This is a genomic window from Actinomadura sp. DC4 (assembly GCF_030406325.1).
GTDB lineage: Bacteria > Actinomycetota > Actinomycetes > Streptosporangiales > Streptosporangiaceae > Actinoallomurus.
The window spans coordinates 1-20,348 of record NZ_JAUEQY010000060.1 but is presented as its reverse complement, the minus strand read 5'-3'; the positions used below and the strand labels follow the sequence as shown (position 1 = coordinate 20,348).

The window sequence follows — 20,348 nt, the reverse complement described above, 5'->3', positions numbered from 1 at the left end:
GCTTCCGCGCTTCCGCGCTTCCGCCTCTTCCGCCTCTTCCGCTTCCGCGCTTCCGCCTCTTCCGCTTCCGCGCTTCCGCGCTTCCGCCTCTTCCGCTTCCGCGCTTCCGCGCTTCCGCCTCTTCCGCTTCCGCGCTTCCGCGCTTCCGCCTCTTCCGCTTCCGCGCTTCCGCGCTTCCGCCTCTTCCGCCTCTTCCGCTTCCGCGCTTCCGCGCTTCCGCGCTTCCGCCTCTTCCGCTTCCGCGCTTCCGCGCTTCCGCGCTTCCGCCTCTTCCGCTTCCGCGCTTCCGCGCTTCCGCGCTTCCGCCTCTTCCGCTTCCGCGCTTCCGCGCTTTCTTCTCGTCGTAGCGGGTCTTTCCGTGTTCTCTCGGTTCCGCGGCCGAATCCGCGCCTGACTGCCGCGTCCGCCCCATCAACCCGCACCCACACCCACGTCCCGTGTGTGCGGGGACCCCCACGCTCCGCGTCAGGCCCGACATTTCCCGTGTACGTGTCCGGCGCTTCAGTGCTGGTCGCAGGCTTCCGTGCCGGACATCGCGTTGTACATCTCCGCGCGGAGCCGGCCTTCGGTGTTCGCCGTCATGCTCGGTCCCGCATCCGTACGCCTCGCGCCCTTCGTTCTTCACGCTGACCTTCGGTCTCGCAACCCGCACCCCGCTGCCTGGCTCCGTCGCTTGCTCCGCGCGTCGCTTCTGTACCTACTAGTATGTACGGCATGTCGGCGCGGGAGCGGTTGGTTCGGAGTGCTCAGGAACTGCTCTGGGAGCGGGGCTATGTCGGGGTCAGTCCTAAGGCCATTCAGGAGCGGGCTGGGGCCGGGCAAGGGAGCATGTATCACCATTTTTCCGGCAAGGCGGAGCTCGCCCTCGAAGCGGTACGACGGTCAGCAGAACAGATGCGGGCCGCCGCTGACGCCGAGCTCTCCGCGTCCGGATCTCCGCTCTCCCGCATCTCCACCTACCTCCTGCGCGAGCGGGAAGTGCTCCGCGGCTGTCCCATCGGGCGGCTGACGCAGGATCCGGAGATCATCGCCAGCCCTCTGCTGCGGCAGCCGGTCGACGAGACCTTTGCCTGGCTGCGGAAGCGCCTCGCGGAGGTGATCCAAGAAGATCTCAGCGAATTCCCGCCCGGGCTCGATCCCGCCGCCACCGCGGCCACCATCGTCGCCACCCTGCAAGGCGGCTATGTCCTCGCCCGCGCCGCCGGGTCCGCCGAACCCTTCGATCGGGCGATCAGCGGCATCCTCGGGCTGCTCGGCGGCGCCCCCAAACGATAGGAAAGCCCCCAATGCACGCCATGCAGTACGAGATCACGCTGCCCGCCGACTACGACATGGACATCATCCGGGAGCGGGTCGCGACCCGGGGTTCGGCTCTCGACGACTTCGACGGGCTCGGGCTCAAGGCGTACCTCATCAGGGAGCGCGGGGACGCATCACCCGTCAACCAGTACGCGCCCTTCTACCTCTGGCAGTCCCCGACCGGGATGAACCGGTTCCTCTGGGGTGGGGGTGGCTTCCACAACATCGTCCGCGACTTCGGCCGCCCCTCCGTACGCCACTGGACCGGCGTCGCCCTCGAACATGGCCCGGCCCGCATGCGGCAACCCCTCCACGCCACCCGCCTCACCGAACGGATCGACGGCGACCCCGCGGCGGCCGTCGCCGACGCCCTCTCCGATCTCCAGACCCGAACCCCCGGCGTGCACTCGACCGCGCTCGCGGTCGATCCGTTCTCCTGGGAGCTGGTGCGCTTCACCCTCTGGGCAGAGAAGACAGAGACAGCCGGCGACCACTACCAGGTGCTCCACCTGTCCAGCCCCGCCCTCAAGCAGATCCCGACCGGGCGCCACTGGTGAGCACCGTCCGTACGGTCCTCGGCGACGTGGAGCCCGAAGCCCTCGGTGTCTGCGACGCACATGACCACCTGTTCCTCAACTCCCCCCGCCTCCCGGGCCAGGAGCTCGACGACGAACAGGCCGCGGCCGAGGAGCTGGCAGAGTTCCGCAAGGCCGGTGGGCGGGCCGTCGTGCAGTGGACGCCGTACGGCATGGGCCGGCCGGCCGACATGCTCGCCGAGCTGTCCGAACAGACCGGCGTCACTCTGATCGCCGCGACCGGCCTGCACCAGGTCGCGCACTACGACCGCGAACTCCTGGACGGCGTACGAGACCGGCTCGCGGACACGTTCGTCTCCGAGCTGACCCGGGGCATAAGAGGGGGACCGCGCGCCGGGATGGTCAAGGTGGCCGGCGGTTTCCACGGGCTGGACGCGCATGCCCGAAAAACCATGACCGCGGCGGCGCGCGCGCACCACGAGACCGGCGCGCCCATCGGCGTCCACCTGGAGCTCGGGACCGCCGCGCTGGACGTCCTCGATCTGCTCTGCGGCGACCTGGCCGTACCCCCGTCACGCGTCATCCTCGGTCACCTCAACCGTTCGCCCGACCTCCGTACCCAGAAGCAGGCGGCCGAGGCGGGTGCGTTTCTGGCCTTCGACGGGCCCTCGCGGGCCAACCATGCGACCGACTGGCGGCTGCTCGACTCGCTCACGGCGCTGGTGGAGGCCGGCCACGCCGACCAGCTGCTGATCGGCGGCGACACCACCACCGCGGAGGCGCGCTCGGTGAGAGGCGGGCCCGGTCTGCCGTACCTCCTCGCGCGGCTGCGGCCCGCGATCGAACGGGAAATCGGCGAGGCGACGGCGACAGGGTTCTTCGTGCAGAACCCCGCGCGTGCGTTCCAAGCCGACTGGTAACGCAAACATGATAAGACAACTACACACAGTAAAGGAATCTTGACGGTCGCAATGGCTCCGATCGGGATCTGACCCGCTGCCGCGGACGTCATGCTGGCACCGAGCGGTGACCAGCGTCTGGGCGGGGGAGGGTCGTGTTCGGTCCGCAGGGCTTCGTCTTCTTCGCCTTGCTCGTGCTGCTCTTCGCGGGTGCGCTCTACTGGCTCGTACGGGTCAGGCACGTGGCGCTCAAGGTGGTCGCCGGAGTGATGGCCTTCCCACCGGCGATGATGTTCGGCGTCGCGCTCGTCAACCACGTCTACGGCTACTACGAGAGCTGGGACGACGCGTGGCGCGACCTCACCAACCAGGCGCCGGCGAGCGTCGCGCGCGTGCCCGACCTCGGTGCCCGTCTCGACCAGGTGCTGAGCGAGGCGGTGCGCAAACGGCAGGCGCGCAAGAACGGGTTCGCCCTGCAGACCACCCTGCCCGGGCCGCAGAGCCGGGTCAGCCGCCAAGGTGTGGTCTACCTGCCGCCTCAGTACTTCCAGAAGCCGTACGCCGGGCAGCGTTTCCCGGTCATCGAGCTGATCCACGGCTCGCCGGGCACTCCGGGCGACTACGAGGGCCGGCTCAAGGTCTCCGGAATGCTGCGCAAGCTGATCTCCTCGCACAAGGCCAAACCGGTGGTCCTGGTCATCCCGGACGCCAACGGCGGCCTCGACCGCTCCACGCAGTGCCTCAACACCGTACGCGGCGAGCAGGACGAGACCTACCTGGCGTTCGACGTGCCCGACGACGTGGCCGGGCGGCTGCGGGTGGAGCGGCCCGGACCGGCCTGGGGCATCGCGGGGTTCTCCGAGGGCGGCTTCTGCGCGGCCAACCTGGCGTTGCGTCATCCCGACCGGTACGGCGCGGCGGCCGCACTGAGCGGCTACTTCGAGCCGCTGCGCACCAACCGGTTGCCGCGGGCGGTCGATCCGTTCCGGGGCGACCGGGCGCTGCGGGCGGCCAACTCGCCGCTGAAGGTGCTGGCCCAGGCGCTGCCGCCGGCGCCGCTGCCGCACTTCTGGGTGATGTCGGGCACCGCGGCGCAGAGCGACATGGTGCAGGCGCAGGCGTTCGTGGACCTGGTCAAGCAGTACCAGCCGGGCGCGCCGTTCCTGGTCATCAAGGGCGGGCAGCACAACTACGCCGCGTGGCGGCAGGCGTTCCCGAAGATGTTCGAGTGGGTCACGACGCAGGTGTGACGGCTACCGCGGCGAGGGGGTCACGTCGACGGCGTCGAGGTCGAGTACGCGGGCGTGCAGCACCGTGCGCTGGTGCAGGGCCGCGCGCAGGGCCCGGTGCAGGCCGTCCTCGAGATAGAGCTGGCCGCGCCACTGCACGACGTGCGGAAACAGGTCGCCGTAGAACGTGGAGTCCTCGGCGAGCAAGGAGTTGAGGTCAAGGCCGGCCTTCGTGGTGATCAATTCGTCGAGGCGCACCTGACGGGGCGGAACATTGGCCCAGTCGCGGGAGCTGAGGCTGTGCTCCGGGTAAGGGCGCCCCTCCCCAACGGCCTTGAAGATCACGTCAAGCAGTTTAGGCGGCGATGCCGGTGATCACGCCACTTGTTGTGCTCCCGGTCTGCATCAGATTCCGTCCGATATCTGACCCGCAGGGTACGAATCACAGGGGCCGGTACCCGTACGGATACCGGCCCGCTGTTGATGATCTGTGTAGTCGTTGTCAGCGTCTGGACCGGCCGCGCCAGGCACGGCCGCGGCCCCGCCAGTCGTAGCCCGCCCCGAATCCGGCCAGGTGCAGTGCGATCAGCAGGAAGCCGAGGGTGTCGAGAGTCTGGTAGTTGAAAAAGTCCGAGCCCGTTCCGAGCCAGTCGCACAGGAGCGCGATGGCGAAGCAGACTGCGGCGACTATGGCGAGCATCTCTTTTACCTCCACAGGGTCGAACGTCTCCCCCGAGATGCACCAGAGATCTCCGCAGAAAACGTGATCAAACACCCGCAATGCAACAGAGTGGACACATAACCCTCACGGCGAGGTCGCGCCGACCGGCTCATCCGTGTCGGGTGACGGTTCAACCCCAGGTCAGAGGCCATGATTGAAAAGTCTGTAGCGGATAGTCTATAACGGGACTATCTACTACAGACCATCATGAGGGATGCTGAGGATGATTCTCGACGAGCCGGTACGCCGGATCCTGGACGGCAAGAACTTCGCCACGGTCGCGACGGTCAAGCAGGACGGCTCGCCGCAGGCGTCCGTCGTGTGGGTCGGCCGCGAGGAGGACTCGATCGTGTTCTCGACCACCGCGGGCCGGCAGAAGGCGCGCAACCTCACCGCCGACCCGCGCATCAGCGTCTCGATCTTCGACCTGGCGAACCCGTACGAGTCGGTGGAGATCCGCGGCACCGCCGAGCTCTCCGTCGACGAGGACAAGCGGCTGCCGTACGAGCTGTCCTACAAATATCTCGGCACGGACCCGCCGAAGGCCGAGCCCGGCGAGGTCCGGCTGATCGTCCGCGTGATCCCCGACCGGGTCATCCGTTTCGTCCCCTAGACGACGGCGTACGGGCGGGCCTTGCGGCTGGCGATCACGTCGTCGACCAGGCCGTACGTCCGGGCGCGCTCGGGGGTCAGGATGTGGGCGCGCTCGATGTCACGGCGTATCCGCCCGGTCTCCAGGCCCGTGTGCCGGGCGATCATCGCCTCCAGCTGCGTGCGCATCCGGAGGATCTCCCGGGCCTGGATCTCCAGGTCACTGGCCTGCCCCTGAGTCGCGCCGAGCTCCGGCTCGTGCAGGAGGATTCGCGAGTGGGGCAGCGCCGAGCGCCGGCCGGGCGTGCCGGCCGCGAGCAGCACGGCGGCCGTGCCCGCCGCCTGGCCGACGCAGACCGTCTGGATCTCGCAGCGGACGAACTGCATCGTGTCGTAGATCGCCGTCATCGCCGTGTGCGAGCCGCCCGGCGAGTTGATGTAGAGGCTGATGTCGCGGTCGGGGTCGAGGGACTCCAGTGTGAACAACTGCGCCATCACGTCATTGGCCGAGATGTCGTCGATCGGAGTGCCGAGAAAGACGATGCGCTCTTCGAACAGCTTGTCGTAAGGGCTGGTCTCCCTCGTCCCGTACGAGGTCCGCTCGGTGAAGGACGGCATCATGACAGCGGCCCGTCGACCTGGCGGGCGTTGTGGACGACGTGGTCGATGAAGCCGTACTCCCGCGCCTCCTCGGCGGTGAACCAGCGGTCGCGGTCGGAGTCCTCCACGATCCGCGTCACCGGCTGCCCCGTGTGGAACGCGATGCGCTCGGCGAGGAGGCGCTTGGTGTGCAGCATCTGCTCGGCCATGATCTTGACGTCCGTGGCCGTGCCGCCGACGCCGCCGTGCGGCTGGTGCATGACGACCTGGGTGTACGGCAGGGCGTATCGCTTGCCCGGCGCGCCCGCGCACAGCAGGAACTGCCCCATCGAGGCGGCGAACCCCATCGCGACCGTGGCGACGTCGTTCGGGACGTACTGCATCATCCCGTAGATCGCCATCCCGGCGGTCACCGAGCCGCCGGGCGAATTGATGTAGAGATAGATGTCGGCCTGTGAGTCCTCGGCGGACAACAGCAGGAGTTCGGAGCAGATGCGGCCCGAGATGTCATCGTCGACCTCCTGCCCGAGGAAGACGATGCGGTTGCGCAGCAACCGCTGGTAGAGCGGGTCGCTCAGGTCGTTGTCCGAAGGCCGGGCGAGGGTCTGTGAGGTCGTCATCCGCCATCCAATCGTCGTTGCTGAGCGTGACGTTAATCGGCTTCACCTGGCAGATGAAAGCCATTTCGCCAGGGGCGGATAAACCTCGGAATCGGTTAATTCAAAACGCCTGTCGCGTCAATGGTGTTTCGCCGTGGGCGCATATGCCCATAGCGAATCACCGGCCGAAGAACTCCTTCAGCACCGGAGCGAGTGCGTCCGGTGACACGTCGTGCGTCTGGCCCTCCAGCGTCCGGAGCCGCGCCGCGGGGAACGCGTCCGCGGTGGCCTCGGCGGCGCGCCGGAGGCTCTGCGGACTTGCGCCGCCGGAGAGGACCAGCGTCGGAACGGGCACCTCCATGCCGTGCGGCACCCGGCCGCCCCCGAGCAGCTCGTCGTCGTAGGCGAGCGTCGGGGCGATCGCCTCGAACGCGGCCCAGCTCGGCTGGGCGCGCATCCCGGCCGCGACCGGCTCGGGGACGCCGACGCGCGCCATGAACAGCGCGACCGCGTCGCCCCGGCGCCCGTCGCCGAGCAGCTCGCGCAGCCGTTCGGTGTACTCCTTCGCACCGGTGCCGTGATCGATGAACGGCGGCTCGTACAGCGCCAGCCCGGCGGTCGACGGCGCGGTCGCCAGGGCCAGTGCCCCGCCGGAGGACATCGCGTACACGTAGGCCTCGCCGCCGGCCCGCTCGATCAGGGCCCGCAGGTCCTCGACCTCGCGGGCGACCGCGTACGGAGCCGTGTCCGAGCTCTCCCCCCGGCCCCGGCGGTCGTAGGCGTAGACGGTGAAGGCGTCCTGCAGCAGGGCGGCGAGTGGCCGCATCGGACCGGCGGCGCGGTGGCACATGGCGCCGTCGACGAGGATGAGCGCCGGCCCGGCGCCGGACCGCTCGTACGCGATCGTGGTGCCGTCGGGTGAGGTGACGGTGGGCATGATCAGCTCCGCTCGAGAGTGGCGAGGTAGACGTCGAAGCGGTCGAGGCTCGTGGCGAACCCGGCCTGCGCCTCGGCGCTCATGTAGGCGGCCGGCACGTTCGTCTGATGGGTGACCACCTCCGTACGCCCGTCCTTCAGGTCGACGAAGGTGACCGTGGTGCGCATGCCGCCCTCGACGCCGGGCTCGATCCACACGAGCCGCTCCGGGCGGAGGATCTCGGCGTAGACGGCCCGCATGGTGTACGAGCCGCCGTCGGCGTCGTCGACCATCGTGGTCTCGAACGCCCCGCCGGGCCGCAGGTCGATGACGATGCCGTCCACCGGCGTCGTCGTCCCCGCCGGTCCCCAGAAGTGCGTGAGGTGCTCGGGCGTGGTCATGCAGTCGAACAGCAGCTCGCGCGACGCCCGGTGCACCCGGCGGTGGGTCAGCTCGCCCGTCATCGAGGCGTCCCCTCGTCGCGACCCCGCAGGACGGCCAGGTGCTCCTCCAGCCGGTCGTGCCGGTCGGCCCAGATCTGCCGGTGGCGCTCGATCCAGCCGACGGCCGCGTCGAGCCGTACGGTCTCCAGGACGCAGGGCCGGGACTGCGCGGTACGGGTCCGCGAGATGAGGCGTGCGTGCTCGAGCACCTTGAGGTGCTTGGAGACCGCCTGCTGGGTGATCGCGAACGGTTCGGCGAGCTGGTTGACCGTCGCGTCGCCGTGGGCCAGGTGCTCCAGGATCGCCCGCCGGGTGGGGTCGGCCAGGGCCGAGAACACCAGGCTCAACTCGTCTTCGAGGACTGCTGTCATGCCCCGACGGTATCCACAACCGTTGATTTGCACAACCAAATGGTTGTCAAGGATGGACGAACGGCGTCGTCGTGGCGAGCTCGGTGAAGCCGAGACGCCGCAGGATCGGGCGGCTGTCGGGCGAGGCGTCGACCTGGAGATAGCGGAATCCCCGCGCCTCGGCCAGCGCCGCCCGGTACGCGACCAGCGAGCGGAACACGCCGCGGCCCCGCCAGGCCGGCAGCGTGCCGCCGCCCCACAGGCTGACGAAACCGGTGCCGGCGTGGAACTCCGCGCGAGCCGCCGAGACCGGCACCTCCCCTGCCCACGCGACCACGGCCGCCGCCGTACCCGGGTGTTCCCTGAGGGCGGTCAGGAGCGTACGCCCCAGGCGTGAATAGTCGCCGCCGAAGACCTCGTCGTGCACCGCGACGAACGCCGCGACGTCGCGTTCGTCCTCGACGGCGCGCAGCTCGACGCCCGGCACCGGCCGTACGCCGAGGTCCAGGTCGGCGATATCGGCGACGAGCAGCGCCTCCTCCTGCTCGGGCGTGAACCCGGCCGCGACCAGGCGTTCGGGCAGGTCGGCGGGCTCGTCGTAGGAGTAGTGCTTCCACTCCCAGGAGACGCCCGCGAACCGCCGTACCTGCTCGGCGATGACCGCGTCCGCGTCCGTACGGGCCAGGTCGGACCACACGACGCCGTTCCAGGCGCCGGCGAGCCGGACGACCGTGCCCGCGTCCTCGACGCGGCCGTCGGGCGGGTCGGGGATCGGCCGCCGCCGTACGCGCTGGTCGAAGGCCGTGAGTACCACATCTTGATCCATGCCGCTCAGCCGAGCAGAGTCTCAGCCCGGCGGGCAACCGGATTTCACTGGAGCGGGAACGGCACCCCGCGTTCGTTCTCGGGCCGCGTGCCGAAGATCCGGCGTTCCTCCTCCTCGATCGGCACGTCGTTGATGCTGGCCTCCCGGCGGCGCATCAGCCCGTGCTCGTCGAACTCCCACAGCTCGTTGCCGTAGCTGCGCCACCACCGGCCGTCCGCGTCGTGGCACTCGTACTGGAAGCGCACCGCGATCCGGTCGTCGCCGAAGGCCCAGAGCTCCTTGCGGAGGGCGTAGTCGAGCTCGCGCTGCCACTTGGCGGTCAGGAAGCCGGTGATCGCCGGCCGGCCCTGGAGGAACGTGCCGCGGTTCCGCCAGACCGAGTCCTCGGTGTAGGCGAGCGCCACTCTGGCGGGGTCGCGGGTGTTCCAGGTGTCCTCGGCCGCCTGGACCTTCTGCACGGCGGTCTCCGCGGTGAACGGAGGACGGTTCTCCATCGGTGGCGTCCCTTCTGTGACGGATGCGAGCGGCATGTACCCACGCGACGCCGTGGCGATGCCCCCGGTGCCTACGATGTGCCATGCGCATCGATCGGCTGGACCACCTGGTGCTGACCGTCGCCGACGTCGACGCGACGGTCGCGTTCTACGTTCGCGTCCTGGAGATGGAGGAGGTCACCTTCCACGATGGCCGCCGCGCCCTCCGCTTCGGGAAGACCAAGATCAATCTGCATCCGGCGGGCCGGGAGTACGAGCCGAAGGCCGCCCGCCCGACGCCCGGCAGCGCCGACCTGTGCCTGATCGCGGAGATGCCGCTCGATCTCGTCGTGGCCGAGCTGGAGCTCAAGGGCGTCGAGATCGAGGAGGGTCCGGTCGCGCGTACGGGCGCCATCGGGCCGATCGACAGCGTCTACTTCCGCGACCCGGACGGGAACCTCGTCGAGATCGGCACGTACCCGTCAGAGGATCCCGATCTCCGCGTCTGTGGAACCGCCGCCCTCGCGATCGAGCGCCTCCGGTCCGCTGACTAGGGGGTGTCCGAATTCCTCCGGCCGGGGCGCCCTCGCCGGGCTAGGGTCGGCCTGAGATGACGACTCTGCGGATGACCGAGATTCCGGCCGGGACGATCGTGCTGCGGGACGAGGGCACGAAGGCGAGCTGGAAGGTCGAGGTCGACGCGTTCCTCCTGGCACCGTGTCCCGTGACGCGCGACCTGTACGGCGCGGTCCTCGGCGGGGCGTTCTCCGCGCTCTCCGGTACGACGCCGATGACCGAGGTCTCCTGGACGGAGGCCGTACGGTTCTGCAACGTGCTCTCGCGGGAGTCGGGCCTGCGGCCCTGCTACTCGATCGGCGATGACCCGGACGCACTGGACGTGACCTGCGACTGGACCGCCGACGGCTACCGCCTGCCGGCCGAGGCGGAGTGGGAGTACGCCTGCCGGGCCGGCACCTCGGACGTCCGTTACGGCGAGCTGGACGACATCGCCTGGTATCGCGGGAACTCCGGCGGCGCCCTGCACGACGTCGCGGGCAAGGAACCGAACGCCTGGGGCCTGCACGACATGATCGGCAACGTGTGGGAGTGGTGCTGGGACGTCTACGACCCCCGGGTGTACGGCCCGTACCGCGTGTTCCGCGGCGGAGGCGCCTTCGACCGTGCCTGGGGCTGCCGCGCGTCGACCCGGCGCAAGAGCCATCCGACACTGAGCATCGACGACCTCGGCTTCCGGCTGGCGCGAAGCCGGGGCTGACGTTCACTTGCCCGCGGTCACGGCCTTGAGCTCGTCGAGCGACTCTCGGATGATCTGCGCGATGTCGCGCTCCTCGGCGTCGCCGATCCAGCGTTCGAACGAGACCTTGAAGACGGCGATCCCCGCCTCGGCGGTCAGGCTCGCGGCCGGCTCGGGGACGCCGCGGCGGCGCAGCGTCTCGGCGAGGGCCGCGGCCAGGGAGGCGAGCTTGATCAGCTCGCGCTCCCGGAGTTCGGCGTTGGCGACGATGATGGCGTGGCGCCGCCGGGCGTGCTCGCGACGCTCCTGGAACATGGCGCCGGCGGCGTCGAGGGCCACGGCGACCGCGTCGATCGGGGCCGCGGAGCCGGGGGTGCCGGCGAGGGTGGTCACGAAGAGCTCCTGCAGGGAGCTCGCGCCCGCGAACAGCACCTCGCGCTTGTCGGCGAAGTGCCGGAAGAACGTGCGCTCCGTGAGCCCCGCGCGCTTGGCGATCTCCGCCACGGTGGTCTGCTCGAACCCGCGCTCGCTGTAGAGCTCCATCGCCGCCTGTTCGAGCCGCCCGCGCGCGTTCGGCTCCCATCGACCCATGTCCTTGATCCTAGCCTGATGACAGTGAGTGACATCAGGTGTTACTGTTCTGATGTCAGTTGCTGACATCAGTATGGAGGTTCTCTCATGCGCGTATTCGTCACCGGCGCGTCCGGCTGGATCGGTTCCGCCGTCGTTCCCGAGCTCATCGGCGCAGGTCACCAGGTTGTCGGGCTCGCTCGCTCGGACACCTCGGCCGCCGCTCTCACCGCGGCCGGCGCCGAGGTGCATCGCGGCACCCTCGACGATCTCGACGGCCTGCGGAGCGCGGCCGCCGCGTCGGACGGCGTCATCCACCTCGCGTTCAAGCACGAGATCGCCTTCTCGGGCGACTTCGAGGGCGCCGCCGACGCCGACCGCCGTGCCATCGAGACGTTCGGCGAGGCGCTCGCGGGCTCTGACCGGCCGTTCCTCATCGCCTCCGGGACGCTCGGCCTCGCACCGGGACGCGTCGCGACCGAACAGGACGGGCGCGACCCCGACGCGGCGGCGCACCTGCCCGCCGGCCCGCGGACCCGGCTGGCCAACGCCCAGAAGACCCTCTCCCTCGCCTCCCGTGGCGTCCGCTCGTCGGTCGTACGGCTCTCGCCGACCGTGCACGGCGAGGGAGACAACGGCTTCGTGCCGGCTCTGGTCGGCATCGCCCGCGAGAAGGGCGTCTCGGGTTATCTGGGCGACGGAAGCGGCCGCTGGCCCGCCGTACACCGGTCCGACGCCGCGCTCCTGTTCCGCCTGGGACTGGAGAAGGCCCCGGCGGGGTCCGTCCTGCACGCGATCGCCGACGAGGGCGTGCCGACCCGATCCATCGCCGAGGTGATCGGCCGGCACCTCGACATCCCGGTGGCCGCCGTCTCGCCCGAGGACGCGGCCGGGCACTTCACCTGGATGGCCGGCTTCTTCGGGTCCGACAGCCCGGCGTCGAGCACCCTGACCCGCGAGCTGCTGGGGTGGCAGCCGACCGGGCCTGGACTCATCGAGGACCTGGACAAGGGTCACTACTTCGCGTGAGAGGCGTGGAGGGCCGGCACCGCCGGCCCTCCACGTGGCAGAATGCTTGCGATAGACGTCATCCACGCCACGAATGAGGCCGATGAGCCGGGATAACCACCACGTCGCCGTGCTCGTGCTCGAAGGCGCGAAGCCGCTCGACGTCGGCATCCCCGCGCAGGTGTTCTCCAGCCGGCCGGGCATGCCGTACGAGGTACGGGTGTGCGGCGCCGCGCCGGGGCTGGTGACGGGCGGCGACGGCCTCTCGTACCACGTGGCCGAGGGCCTCGGCGCCCTCGACCAGGCCGACACGATCTTCATCCCCGGCTACCGGGAGCCGGCGACAACGGCGCCGCCGGCGGCGGTCGTCGGGGCGCTCATGGCCGCGCACGAGCGCGGCACCCGGCTCGCGGCCATCTCGACCGGCGCGTTCGCGCTGGCGGCGACCGGCCTGCTCGACGGTAAGCGGGCCACGACCCACTGGCACTACACGCGGGCCCTGGCCGAGCGGCATCCGCTCGTACGGGTGGATGAGAACGTGCTGTTCGTGGACGAGGGCGACGTGCTCACCTCGGCGGGCGCGGCGTCCGGCATCGACCTGTGCCTGCACCTGGTGCGGCGCGACCACGGCGTCGGGCAGTCCAACCACGTGGCGAGACGGCTGGTGGCGGCGCCGTACCGCAGCGGAGGGCAGGCGCAGTACGTTCCGCGGAGCGTGCCCGAGCCGCTCGGCGACCTGTTCGCGGGCACGCGTGAGTGGGCCCTGGCGCACCTTGCCGAGCCGCTCACCCTGGAGGCGCTGGCCCGCAACGCCCGGGTGTCGGCGCGCACCTTCTCGCGGCGGTTCGTGCAGGACACCGGCTACACCCCGATGCAGTGGGTGCTCCGGGCGCGGGTGGACCTGGCGCGCGAACTGCTCGAACGCACCGATCTGGGCGTGGAGGAGATCGCCGACCAGGTCGGGCTCGGCACCGGTGCGAACCTCCGGCTGCACTTCCAGCGCATTCTCGGCACCTCCCCGACGGAATACCGGCACACCTTTTCGGCCTGACCTCGGGAGTGGCGGGATCCTTGCGGGCGGTGGCGAAAGTCCTGGCGGGATCCTTGCGTATGTTGTCGTTCAGGCCACTGTCGGCGCCGATATCCGGATGTCGAGGATGAGGAGGCGACGAAAGGAGCCTCCATGACCCGCATCGCCATCAACGGATTCGGCCGGATCGGACGCAACACCCTCCGCGCGCTGCTCGAGCGCGAGAGTGACCTGGAAGTGGTCGCCGTCAACGACCTCGCCTCCACCGAGACCCTCGCCCACCTGCTCAAGTACGACAGCACCCTCGGCCGTCTCGGCCGTTCCGTCGAGGTCGAGGAGACCTACCTCGTGGTCGACGGTCTCCGCATCATGGTGCTCGCCGAACGCGAGCCCGCCAACCTGCCGTGGGCGGAGCTCGGCGTCGACGTCGTGCTCGAGTCCACCGGCCGGTTCACCGCGGCGGACGCCGCCCGCGCGCACATCCACGCCGGGGCCAAGCGCGTTCTCTTGAGCGCTCCCTCCGCCGGCGCCGACGTCACGCTCGCGTACGGCGTGAACACCGACGCCTACGAGCCCGGCGAGCACGTGATCGTCTCGAACGCCTCGTGCACCACGAACGCGCTGGCTCCGCTGGCATCCGTACTGGACGAACTGGCCGGCATCGAGCACGGCTTCATGACCACGGTGCACGCGTACACCCAGGAACAGAACCTGCAGGACGCCCCCCACCGCGACCTGCGCCGCGCCCGCGCGGCCGGCGTGAACATCGTGCCCACCACCACCGGGGCCGCCAAGGCCATCGGCCTGGTGCTGCCGAACCTGTCCGGCAAGCTGTCGGGCGACTCGATCCGCGTGCCGGTCCCGGTGGGTTCGATCGTGGAGCTGAACACCACGGTCACGCGCGGGGTCACCCGCGACGAGGTGCTCGCGGCCTACCGCACCGCCGCCGATGGCGCGCTCAAGGGCATCATCGAGTACACCGACGAGCCGCTGGTCTCCAGCGACATCACCGGCCGGCCGGCGTCGGCGATCTTCGACGCCGCCCTCACCCGCGTCGACGGCAAGCACGTCAAGGTGGTGGCCTGGTACGACAACGAGTGGGGCTTCTCCAACCGCGTCATCGACACCCTCGAGCTCCTCGCGCGCGGCTGACCGCCACCGGCGGCCGGAAGGCCTTCGCGCAGGCAGGCGGATCAGGGCTGGTAGGTCGCGTCATGCTCGCGGCAGCCGCATGACCTCGCCGAAGATCTCCGGCGCGGTCTGGATCAGGGTGCCGATGGTTCAGGCCGATGACGTGGACCTGGTGCTTGTAGACCAGCAGCGGGGCCGAAATCACAGTCCAGAGCGCCGCTATAGGAGCCCGTCTATTTGGAGAATCTGTTGCCACATAGAGCGTGGCGAGCCACTGGCTTTTCGCCGGTGGCTGCGGAACAATCTCCGCGAGGTTTAGGAAATGATGATCCGGCCGGTTTTCGATCCGGCGATTCCGGTCGAGGTCCGCGGTCCGCTCGCCGACCTCGGTCAACGGTTGCCCTCAGCTTCGGGTGCGCCGACAGCGCTGCCGGGGTGGGGTCGGCGGGCCGGCAGAGATGTCGCTCGGGCGATTGGCCTCGGCGCGGTATGCGCGCTGCTCCCCGTCGTCCTGGCGGGGATGTTCGGGTTGGCGGGCAGGATCGCTGCCGTTACTGCGCAGGTCGTTCTCGCCGCGGTCTGGTGTACCTCGGCATGGTTCACCGGCGACCTATGCACTGCGATGATCGTGACTGTGACAGTGCAGCTGGCGTGCACGGTAAGCGCGTTTGTGCGCATGGACGCATGGCAGCTGCGCCAAGGGGCCCGCCGGGCGCACAGCAATTATCTGGTGGGCGATGATTTCGATCCGGAGTCGCGGGTGATGCTCGCTCGGGCGCAGGCCGCGATCGCCGCCGTGACGGGTTCGGCAACCGCGGCGGCGGGTCTGCTGGATGATGTCGCCAACAATGTGGTCCTGTCCCGGCAGGAGTGGGAGATCGCCCAGGTGCTGGCACGGCGGCCGGGCCGGGGCGGCGGAAACACCGGGCTGGTCGCCAAGCGCATCGAAGCCCTGGAGCGTTACGCCGGGCAGGTCCGGAAGGCCGACGAGGCGTTGGCGGAGCGTCACGCGCCATCCGCGGTGGCTGGGCCGGCGGAGTCGGTAGCGCTGGCTGAGATCGATGACCTGGCCGAGAACGCCCGCTGGCTCACAGATGCCATCCGGGCCGCCCCTCATGCAAGCGGCCAGGCGGGCGCAAGCGCCGCCGAGCCGCGGCAGGGTGACCAATGATGGGAAGAGAGGCCGGCTCTTGGCAGGGCGTGGGCACTCATCGGCGCGCGCGGCGCTGACCCTGCTGCCGGGCTGGGTGACGGTGCTGGGGTTGGTCCTGGTGCTCGGCGAGCTGACCGGCGGCGCCGTCTTGCTGGCGAGAAGCCGAGATGGCCTGACGGCGCCGGGCGGTGCGGCGCAAACCGTCGTCCTCCAAGTCACCGGCGCATGCGCCGGTGACACCGCGACGTACACCACACCGACCGGGGACGGACAGTTCGATATGCCGGCTCAAAAGCCCCCGCGGAGCCTGGCGAACTGCGTCAGTCACGGCTCACCCACCACCCCCACTCTGCAGAAGACGGTCAACATGCAACCGGGCGGGAAAGTGACGATCAATACCTTCAACGGGTATGCCGACTTCCCACTCACCTGTTCGATAACCATGAACGGCAAGGTTCTCAGCCAGGTCGTGAACAACGAATTCTGGGGAAGGGCCACCTGCTGGGCCAGAATCCAATGAGCGGTACGCGAACGGGCTAACCGCCAGATAGGCCCAGATCTCCTGACAGGGCTCCCTCGGGCGTGCGTGAGCGCGGCGGGCCCGCCGTTAACCGCACACACCGGTATCTGGCGTGGGGTCGGACGGCGCAGTGGTGGCCGTCCATCACGGAGTCGCCGGGCGTACACGGGTCGAGGACTACGTAGGCTCTCAGGTATGCGGATCGGTGAGCTGTCCAAGCGCACGGGCGTGAGTCCGCGCTCGTTGCGGTACTACGAAGAGCAGGGCCTGCTGACCAGCTCACGCTCCGACGCCGGGCAGCGTCACTATTCCGAGGCCGAGGTCGAGCGCGTGTCACTCATCCGACAGCTGTTCGACGCGGGTATGTCCAGCCGGGTGATCGCGACTGTGCTGCCGTGCGTGGAGACCCCCGGTGACCCGGGCGTCGTCGAGCTGGCGTTCGCGACGATGACGCGCGAGCGTGACCGGATCGACGCCGACATCGCGCACCTGATCGAGACCCGGGATGCGCTAGACGGGCTGATCAGGGCCAACAGTCGGCACCGGGCGGAGCTGTCCACGGCGCCGGAACCGGCGGCACGGGCATCCTGATGCTGTGACCTGCACCACATCCGGTTGCCTCTGACATCGATGTGAGCGGTGAGGATGGCGACAGAGCCCGGAACCACCGGGGTCGGCCACGGGAGGCGGCAGAAGATGGGGCAGGCGTGGGGTTTCGGCAGGTATGGCGGGCCCGAGGTGCAGGAGTTCTTCGATCGTCCCGATCCCGTCCCCGCTCGCGACGAGGTGCTGATCCGGGTCGACGTCGCCGGCGTGAATCCGCTCGACCACCTTCTGCGCTCGGGTCTGGTCTCCGGGCTTGGCGGTGGGCGTCCGTTTCCTCGCGTGCTGGGCATGGAGGCATCGGGAACCGTTCTCGCCCGGGGTGAGGACGTCGACGGGATCGAGGTGGGTGACGCGGTCTTCGGCTTCGCATTCACCGGTGGCGGCACTTACGCCGAGACGACGGTGCTGTCGGCGCCGAACACCGCGCGCATCCCGGCGGGTCTGGCCGCGACCGTGGCGGCAACGCTGCCAGTGGCCGGGACTACCGCGGTGGATGCGCTCGACCAGCTCGGCCTCCCGGCCGGTGCCACGGTCCTGGTCAACGGGGTCGGGGGCGGGGTCGGCCTCGCCGTCGGCCGGCTGGCCGTCGGGCGCCGGCTGCGTGTGGTCGGCACGGGGAGTGCCGCCAAGCGCGAGCACGCCGAGGCCATAGGGGCACGGTTCATCGACTACGCCGCCGGGGACGTCGTCACCGCGGCACGCGAGCTGGCTCCGGACGGCTTCGACGGGATCGTCGACCTGGTCGGAGGCACCTCGCTGCGGACGGTCGTTCCGCTGGCCCGTGATCCCCGCAACGTCATCGCCGTGGGTGATTCGTCCGTGTCCGAACTCGGTGGGCGTTCCGTCGAGCGCCGCATCGACCGCGAGAACCTGGAGCGGTCCGCCCGGCTGGCCCTCGACGGGCTCCTCGCCCCCGTGATCACCGTGGTCCATCCGCTCTCAGACGCCCCGGCCGCCCTCGCCACCGTCGAGAACGGTCACACTTCCGGCAAGGTCGTCATCAAGGTGACATGAGAAGTGCCTGGCCGACGCCAAGAGAAGGCCACACACTGGACCGCGGATCGGGTAAAGGTGAAAGCCAGTCGTCGCTATCGGCAGTCTGCCGAAGGCTGGATGGGTGACCTGCCGAAACCCTCGTGAGTGATTCACCGAAGATCTACAGAGGCTCTGCGGATACGGGGGTTGTCCTTATGCGGTCGATGGTGGGTGCCGTGTTTCTGCACCTACGGGGCCGTCGCGGACATCGCCTGGCGAAGATGCCGAAGGGAGGACGTGGTGAGCGGCATCCTGGCGGGAGGGATCGGTCGCGACGAGACTACGAAGTCAGCAAGCCCGGCATCGGAAGGTGCCGGGCTTGCGTCACTCCTGCTCAGTGTGGCGGAGGATAGGAGATTCGAATTTAGGCTCAGGACGTTCCGAGTTGCCACAACGCGGCCATCGGCAGTGCCTTTAGTTGTTTACCGAAAGGCAATGATTGTTCACCCGCGTACAGGACGAACCCCGCTTCGAACCGGTCACCAAGCCGATCCGCGAGGTGCCGCAGGCCACGGAAGTCGTCGCTCCGCACCGTTTCGGCCGCTTTGACCTCGACGCCGATCACCTGGCCCGACGCATGCTCAAGCACCATATCGACCTCGACCTTGTCGCGGTCGCGGTAATGGAAGAGCTGAACAGGCTCCTCTGCCCAACTGAGTTGTCGCGCCACCTCGCCGATCGCGAAGTTCTCCAACAGGGGCCCTACCAGGGCAGTCGGATCCTTGGCGCGCTCCTCGGACAGGCCGATGAGCCTTCCACCCAGTCCGGAATCGGTGACGATCAGCTTGGGTGTCGAGATGGCGCGCGTGGTCAGGTTGGACGACCAGGCGGGAATCCGCCTGATCACGAATACCAGCTCCAACAGATCCAGATAGCGTGAAAGCGTCATCCGAGGCAGGCTGACGTCATTAGCCATCGACTGCACGACGGCCAGCGTTCCCATCCGCGCGGCCACCACGCTGAGCAGCCGACGCATCTCCGCCGGCCGCTCGATATCGGAGATCTGCCGCACATCTCGCGTCACCAGGTCCGTGATATACGAGTCGAAGAACCTCGACCTCCGACGCCCCTGATCCCGCCGAACGGCTTCCGGATAACCGCCGCGCAACGCACGGGCCACATAGTCGCGCTTGGTCAACTCACAGGTAGGCATAGAAACCTCAACCCCCTGGCCGAACACTGCGTCGACGAATCCGTCGGGCGTTCCGTCGATCTCCCCTTGTGACAGCGGCCACAACTCGATCGTCTCGGATCGTCCTGGCAGCGCGTCAGGGAGATCGCGCAACCCCAAGAGACGAGCGGAGCCAGTCAGCAGGAACCTGCCTGGACGCGTGTTCCGATCGACCTCCCTCTTGATCGGCAACAACAGATCCGGGACCCGTTGGATCTCATCGATCAACAACAAGCCGTCATGCCGCACGAAGGCGCTGGGGTCGCTCTCAGCCGCCGCACGCACGGCGGGATCATCCAAGTACAACTCCCGTGCGTCGGGAGACCGTTCGACGATCAACTTGGCCAGGGTGCTCTTACCTACCTGCCGAGCGCCGTTGACGACCACAACCCGAGTGTCGGCGAGCGCTTCGAGCGCCATCGCCTCAGCACGTCGAGCGTACAGTCCATCGCCATCCACCCGGCGAGCATATCGCAGGTGCCGCCCATGGTGTGGGCGTCCCGCCGAACCTCTGTGGGCGTTCTGCCGAAGGCTGTATGGGCGATCTGCCGAAACCCTCGTGAGTGATTCACCGAAGATCTACAGAGGCTCTGCGGATACGGGGGTTGTCCTTATGCGGTCGATGGTGGGTGCCGTGTTTCTGCACCTACGGGGCCGTCGCGGACATCGCCTGGCGAAGATGCCGAAGGGAGGACGTGGTGAGCGGCATCCTGGCGGGAGGGATCGGTCGCGACGAGACTACGAAGTCAGCAAGCCCGGCATCGGAAGGTGCCGGGCTTGCGTCACTCCTGCTCAGTGTGGCGGAGGATAGGAGATTCGAACTCCTGAGGGGTTGCCCCCGACACGCTTTCCAAGTCTGTTGACCGAAGTCCGTCTCAGGTCAGAGCGATATGTGACCAGGGCGAGAGTGGCGTGGCGGTCCCTACCGAACGCCCGCGAACGTAGCCGAATGAGACTGGAACTGAGACCGGGTCAGACCATGCGTCAAGGCGTGTCTACCCTGGGGCCCGCTCTGACGGACGGTCTTGCGGCAGTCTGTTCTGGCTCAGCGGTCTAGTACTACATCACTAGATCACCTTTGGTGACTGGTGAGTATCAGCAAGTGATCAGGGTGGGGTGTGTGAGGGTGTTGGCATGCCCCCATCTATTGAGGCCGTTGTTGCCCGGACGGTGACACGTGCTGATCTGGCCGAATGGGAACGCGAGTTCGAGCGGGTCTGTGCGCGGTTTGAGAAGCGGTTCTTCCGGGTCGAGTCCAGACATTTCCGGCAGTACCTGCGTGGTCTGCTGGCGCCGCTGGAACGTAAGAACGCCTGGACTATTTCGGAGTTCACCGGGGAGCCCACCAGGGCAGGGATCGAGCGGTTGTTGAACTTCACGCCGTGGG

Annotated in this window: 25 protein-coding genes and 1 pseudogene; 15 read left to right on the top strand and 11 right to left on the bottom strand. The window is 68.8% G+C overall.

Annotated elements, in window-relative coordinates:
* Positions 1 to 714 precede the first annotated feature (714 nt).
* From QWU11_RS46520 to QWU11_RS46505, 4 genes are all read left to right on the top strand, one after another.
* On the top strand, positions 715 to 1,275 hold the full coding sequence (locus QWU11_RS46520) for a TetR/AcrR family transcriptional regulator (RefSeq protein WP_290121031.1): 561 nt from the start codon (positions 715 to 717) through the stop codon (positions 1,273 to 1,275).
* 11 nt (positions 1,276 to 1,286) lie between these two features.
* Entirely contained in the window at positions 1,287 to 1,856 is a 570-nt protein-coding gene (locus QWU11_RS46515) for a DUF4865 family protein (protein WP_290121030.1), read from the top strand.
* Positions 1,853 to 2,755, top strand: coding sequence for a hypothetical protein (locus QWU11_RS46510; RefSeq protein ID WP_290121029.1), 903 nt, complete (start codon positions 1,853 to 1,855; stop codon positions 2,753 to 2,755). Before QWU11_RS46515 ends, QWU11_RS46510 begins: the two co-directional genes overlap by 4 nt.
* Positions 2,756 to 2,889: 134 nt before the next feature.
* The gene (locus tag QWU11_RS46505; RefSeq protein WP_290121028.1) at positions 2,890 to 3,984 is read left to right on the top strand and encodes an alpha/beta hydrolase-fold protein; all 1,095 of its coding nucleotides are present in this window, start codon (positions 2,890 to 2,892) and stop codon (positions 3,982 to 3,984) included.
* A gap of 3 nt (positions 3,985 to 3,987) precedes the next feature.
* Here QWU11_RS46505 and QWU11_RS46500 read toward each other — a convergent pair whose 3' ends face one another.
* Positions 3,988 to 4,308 (bottom strand): type II toxin-antitoxin system VapB family antitoxin, encoded by a 321-nt coding sequence (locus tag QWU11_RS46500; protein ID WP_290121027.1) that lies wholly within the window; start codon positions 4,306 to 4,308, stop codon positions 3,988 to 3,990.
* A gap of 157 nt (positions 4,309 to 4,465) precedes the next feature.
* Positions 4,466 to 4,663 (bottom strand): hypothetical protein, encoded by a 198-nt coding sequence (locus QWU11_RS46495; protein WP_290121026.1) that lies wholly within the window; start codon positions 4,661 to 4,663, stop codon positions 4,466 to 4,468.
* A gap of 235 nt (positions 4,664 to 4,898) precedes the next feature.
* On the opposite strand from QWU11_RS46495, the gene QWU11_RS46490 reads away from it, so the two are divergent.
* On the top strand, positions 4,899 to 5,297 hold the full coding sequence (locus tag QWU11_RS46490; RefSeq protein ID WP_290121025.1) for a PPOX class F420-dependent oxidoreductase: 399 nt from the start codon (positions 4,899 to 4,901) through the stop codon (positions 5,295 to 5,297).
* Here QWU11_RS46490 and QWU11_RS46485 read toward each other — a convergent pair.
* The 7 genes from QWU11_RS46485 to QWU11_RS46455 all read right to left on the bottom strand — a co-directional run bounded on the left by QWU11_RS46485 (position 5,294) and on the right by QWU11_RS46455 (position 9,503).
* The gene (locus QWU11_RS46485; protein ID WP_290121024.1) at positions 5,294 to 5,896 is read right to left on the bottom strand and encodes an ATP-dependent Clp protease proteolytic subunit; all 603 of its coding nucleotides are present in this window, start codon (positions 5,894 to 5,896) and stop codon (positions 5,294 to 5,296) included. The genes QWU11_RS46490 and QWU11_RS46485 overlap by 4 nt on opposite strands.
* The gene (locus QWU11_RS46480) at positions 5,893 to 6,495 is read right to left on the bottom strand and encodes an ATP-dependent Clp protease proteolytic subunit (protein WP_290121023.1); all 603 of its coding nucleotides are present in this window, start codon (positions 6,493 to 6,495) and stop codon (positions 5,893 to 5,895) included. The genes QWU11_RS46485 and QWU11_RS46480 overlap by 4 nt, the downstream gene beginning before the upstream one ends.
* Before the next feature lie 157 nt (positions 6,496 to 6,652).
* Positions 6,653 to 7,411, bottom strand: a complete 759-nt coding sequence (locus QWU11_RS46475) for an alpha/beta hydrolase (RefSeq protein ID WP_290121022.1) — start codon at positions 7,409 to 7,411, stop codon at positions 6,653 to 6,655.
* Between the two features lie 2 nt (positions 7,412 to 7,413).
* Positions 7,414 to 7,854 carry an SRPBCC domain-containing protein gene (locus tag QWU11_RS46470; protein WP_290121021.1) on the bottom strand — a complete coding sequence of 147 codons (441 nt, stop codon included), beginning with the start codon at positions 7,852 to 7,854 and terminating at the stop codon, positions 7,414 to 7,416.
* Positions 7,851 to 8,204, bottom strand: coding sequence for a metalloregulator ArsR/SmtB family transcription factor (locus tag QWU11_RS46465; RefSeq protein WP_290121020.1), 354 nt, complete (start codon positions 8,202 to 8,204; stop codon positions 7,851 to 7,853). Before QWU11_RS46465 ends, QWU11_RS46470 begins: the two co-directional genes overlap by 4 nt.
* A 46-nt stretch (positions 8,205 to 8,250) precedes the next feature.
* A complete protein-coding gene (locus tag QWU11_RS46460) occupies positions 8,251 to 9,009 on the bottom strand; it encodes a GNAT family N-acetyltransferase (protein ID WP_290121019.1) in 759 nt (252 codons plus the stop codon).
* Between the two features lie 44 nt (positions 9,010 to 9,053).
* Positions 9,054 to 9,503, bottom strand: a complete 450-nt coding sequence (locus QWU11_RS46455; RefSeq protein ID WP_290121018.1) for a nuclear transport factor 2 family protein — start codon at positions 9,501 to 9,503, stop codon at positions 9,054 to 9,056.
* 83 nt (positions 9,504 to 9,586) lie between these two features.
* Here QWU11_RS46455 and QWU11_RS46450 point away from each other — a divergent pair, with 83 nt between their 5' ends.
* The gene (locus QWU11_RS46450) at positions 9,587 to 10,036 is read left to right on the top strand and encodes a VOC family protein (RefSeq protein WP_290121017.1); all 450 of its coding nucleotides are present in this window, start codon (positions 9,587 to 9,589) and stop codon (positions 10,034 to 10,036) included.
* A 71-nt stretch (positions 10,037 to 10,107) separates the two neighbouring features.
* Positions 10,108 to 10,758, top strand: a complete 651-nt coding sequence (locus QWU11_RS46445) for an SUMF1/EgtB/PvdO family nonheme iron enzyme (protein WP_290121032.1) — start codon at positions 10,108 to 10,110, stop codon at positions 10,756 to 10,758.
* Positions 10,759 to 10,761: 3 nt separating this feature from the next.
* Here the strand turns inward: QWU11_RS46445 and QWU11_RS46440 are convergent, their stop codons facing one another.
* Complete coding sequence (locus QWU11_RS46440) at positions 10,762 to 11,328, bottom strand: TetR/AcrR family transcriptional regulator (protein ID WP_290121016.1); 567 nt, start codon at positions 11,326 to 11,328, stop codon at positions 10,762 to 10,764.
* 87 nt (positions 11,329 to 11,415) lie between these two features.
* On the opposite strand from QWU11_RS46440, the gene QWU11_RS46435 reads away from it, so the two are divergent.
* The 7 genes from QWU11_RS46435 to QWU11_RS46405 all read left to right on the top strand — a co-directional run bounded on the left by QWU11_RS46435 (position 11,416) and on the right by QWU11_RS46405 (position 17,769).
* Positions 11,416 to 12,336, top strand: a complete 921-nt coding sequence (locus QWU11_RS46435; RefSeq protein ID WP_290121015.1) for an SDR family oxidoreductase — start codon at positions 11,416 to 11,418, stop codon at positions 12,334 to 12,336.
* An 82-nt stretch (positions 12,337 to 12,418) separates the two neighbouring features.
* The gene (locus QWU11_RS46430; RefSeq protein WP_290121014.1) at positions 12,419 to 13,366 is read left to right on the top strand and encodes a DJ-1/PfpI family protein; all 948 of its coding nucleotides are present in this window, start codon (positions 12,419 to 12,421) and stop codon (positions 13,364 to 13,366) included.
* A 132-nt stretch (positions 13,367 to 13,498) separates the two neighbouring features.
* Entirely contained in the window at positions 13,499 to 14,497 is a 999-nt protein-coding gene (gap, locus tag QWU11_RS46425) for a type I glyceraldehyde-3-phosphate dehydrogenase (protein ID WP_290121013.1), read from the top strand.
* Between the two features lie 301 nt (positions 14,498 to 14,798).
* Positions 14,799 to 15,647 carry a hypothetical protein gene (locus QWU11_RS46420; RefSeq protein WP_290121012.1) on the top strand — a complete coding sequence of 283 codons (849 nt, stop codon included), beginning with the start codon at positions 14,799 to 14,801 and terminating at the stop codon, positions 15,645 to 15,647.
* Complete coding sequence (locus QWU11_RS46415; protein WP_290121011.1) at positions 15,637 to 16,149, top strand: hypothetical protein; 513 nt, start codon at positions 15,637 to 15,639, stop codon at positions 16,147 to 16,149. Before QWU11_RS46420 ends, QWU11_RS46415 begins: the two co-directional genes overlap by 11 nt.
* 195 nt (positions 16,150 to 16,344) lie before the next feature.
* A complete protein-coding gene (locus QWU11_RS46410; RefSeq protein ID WP_290121010.1) occupies positions 16,345 to 16,740 on the top strand; it encodes a MerR family transcriptional regulator in 396 nt (131 codons plus the stop codon).
* A gap of 54 nt (positions 16,741 to 16,794) precedes the next feature.
* Positions 16,795 to 17,769 (top strand): NADP-dependent oxidoreductase, encoded by a 975-nt coding sequence (locus QWU11_RS46405; protein ID WP_290121009.1) that lies wholly within the window; start codon positions 16,795 to 16,797, stop codon positions 17,767 to 17,769.
* Between the two features lie 391 nt (positions 17,770 to 18,160).
* Here the strand turns inward: QWU11_RS46405 and QWU11_RS46400 are convergent, their stop codons facing one another.
* Positions 18,161 to 19,420: an ATP-binding protein gene (locus QWU11_RS46400; RefSeq protein WP_290121008.1), complete on the bottom strand. Its 1,260-nt coding sequence runs from the start codon at positions 19,418 to 19,420 to the stop codon at positions 18,161 to 18,163.
* Between the two features lie 675 nt (positions 19,421 to 20,095).
* Between QWU11_RS46400 and QWU11_RS46395 the strand changes: the two are divergent.
* Positions 20,096 to 20,348 (top strand): annotated as a pseudogene (locus QWU11_RS46395) (IS701 family transposase); the annotation flags it as partial.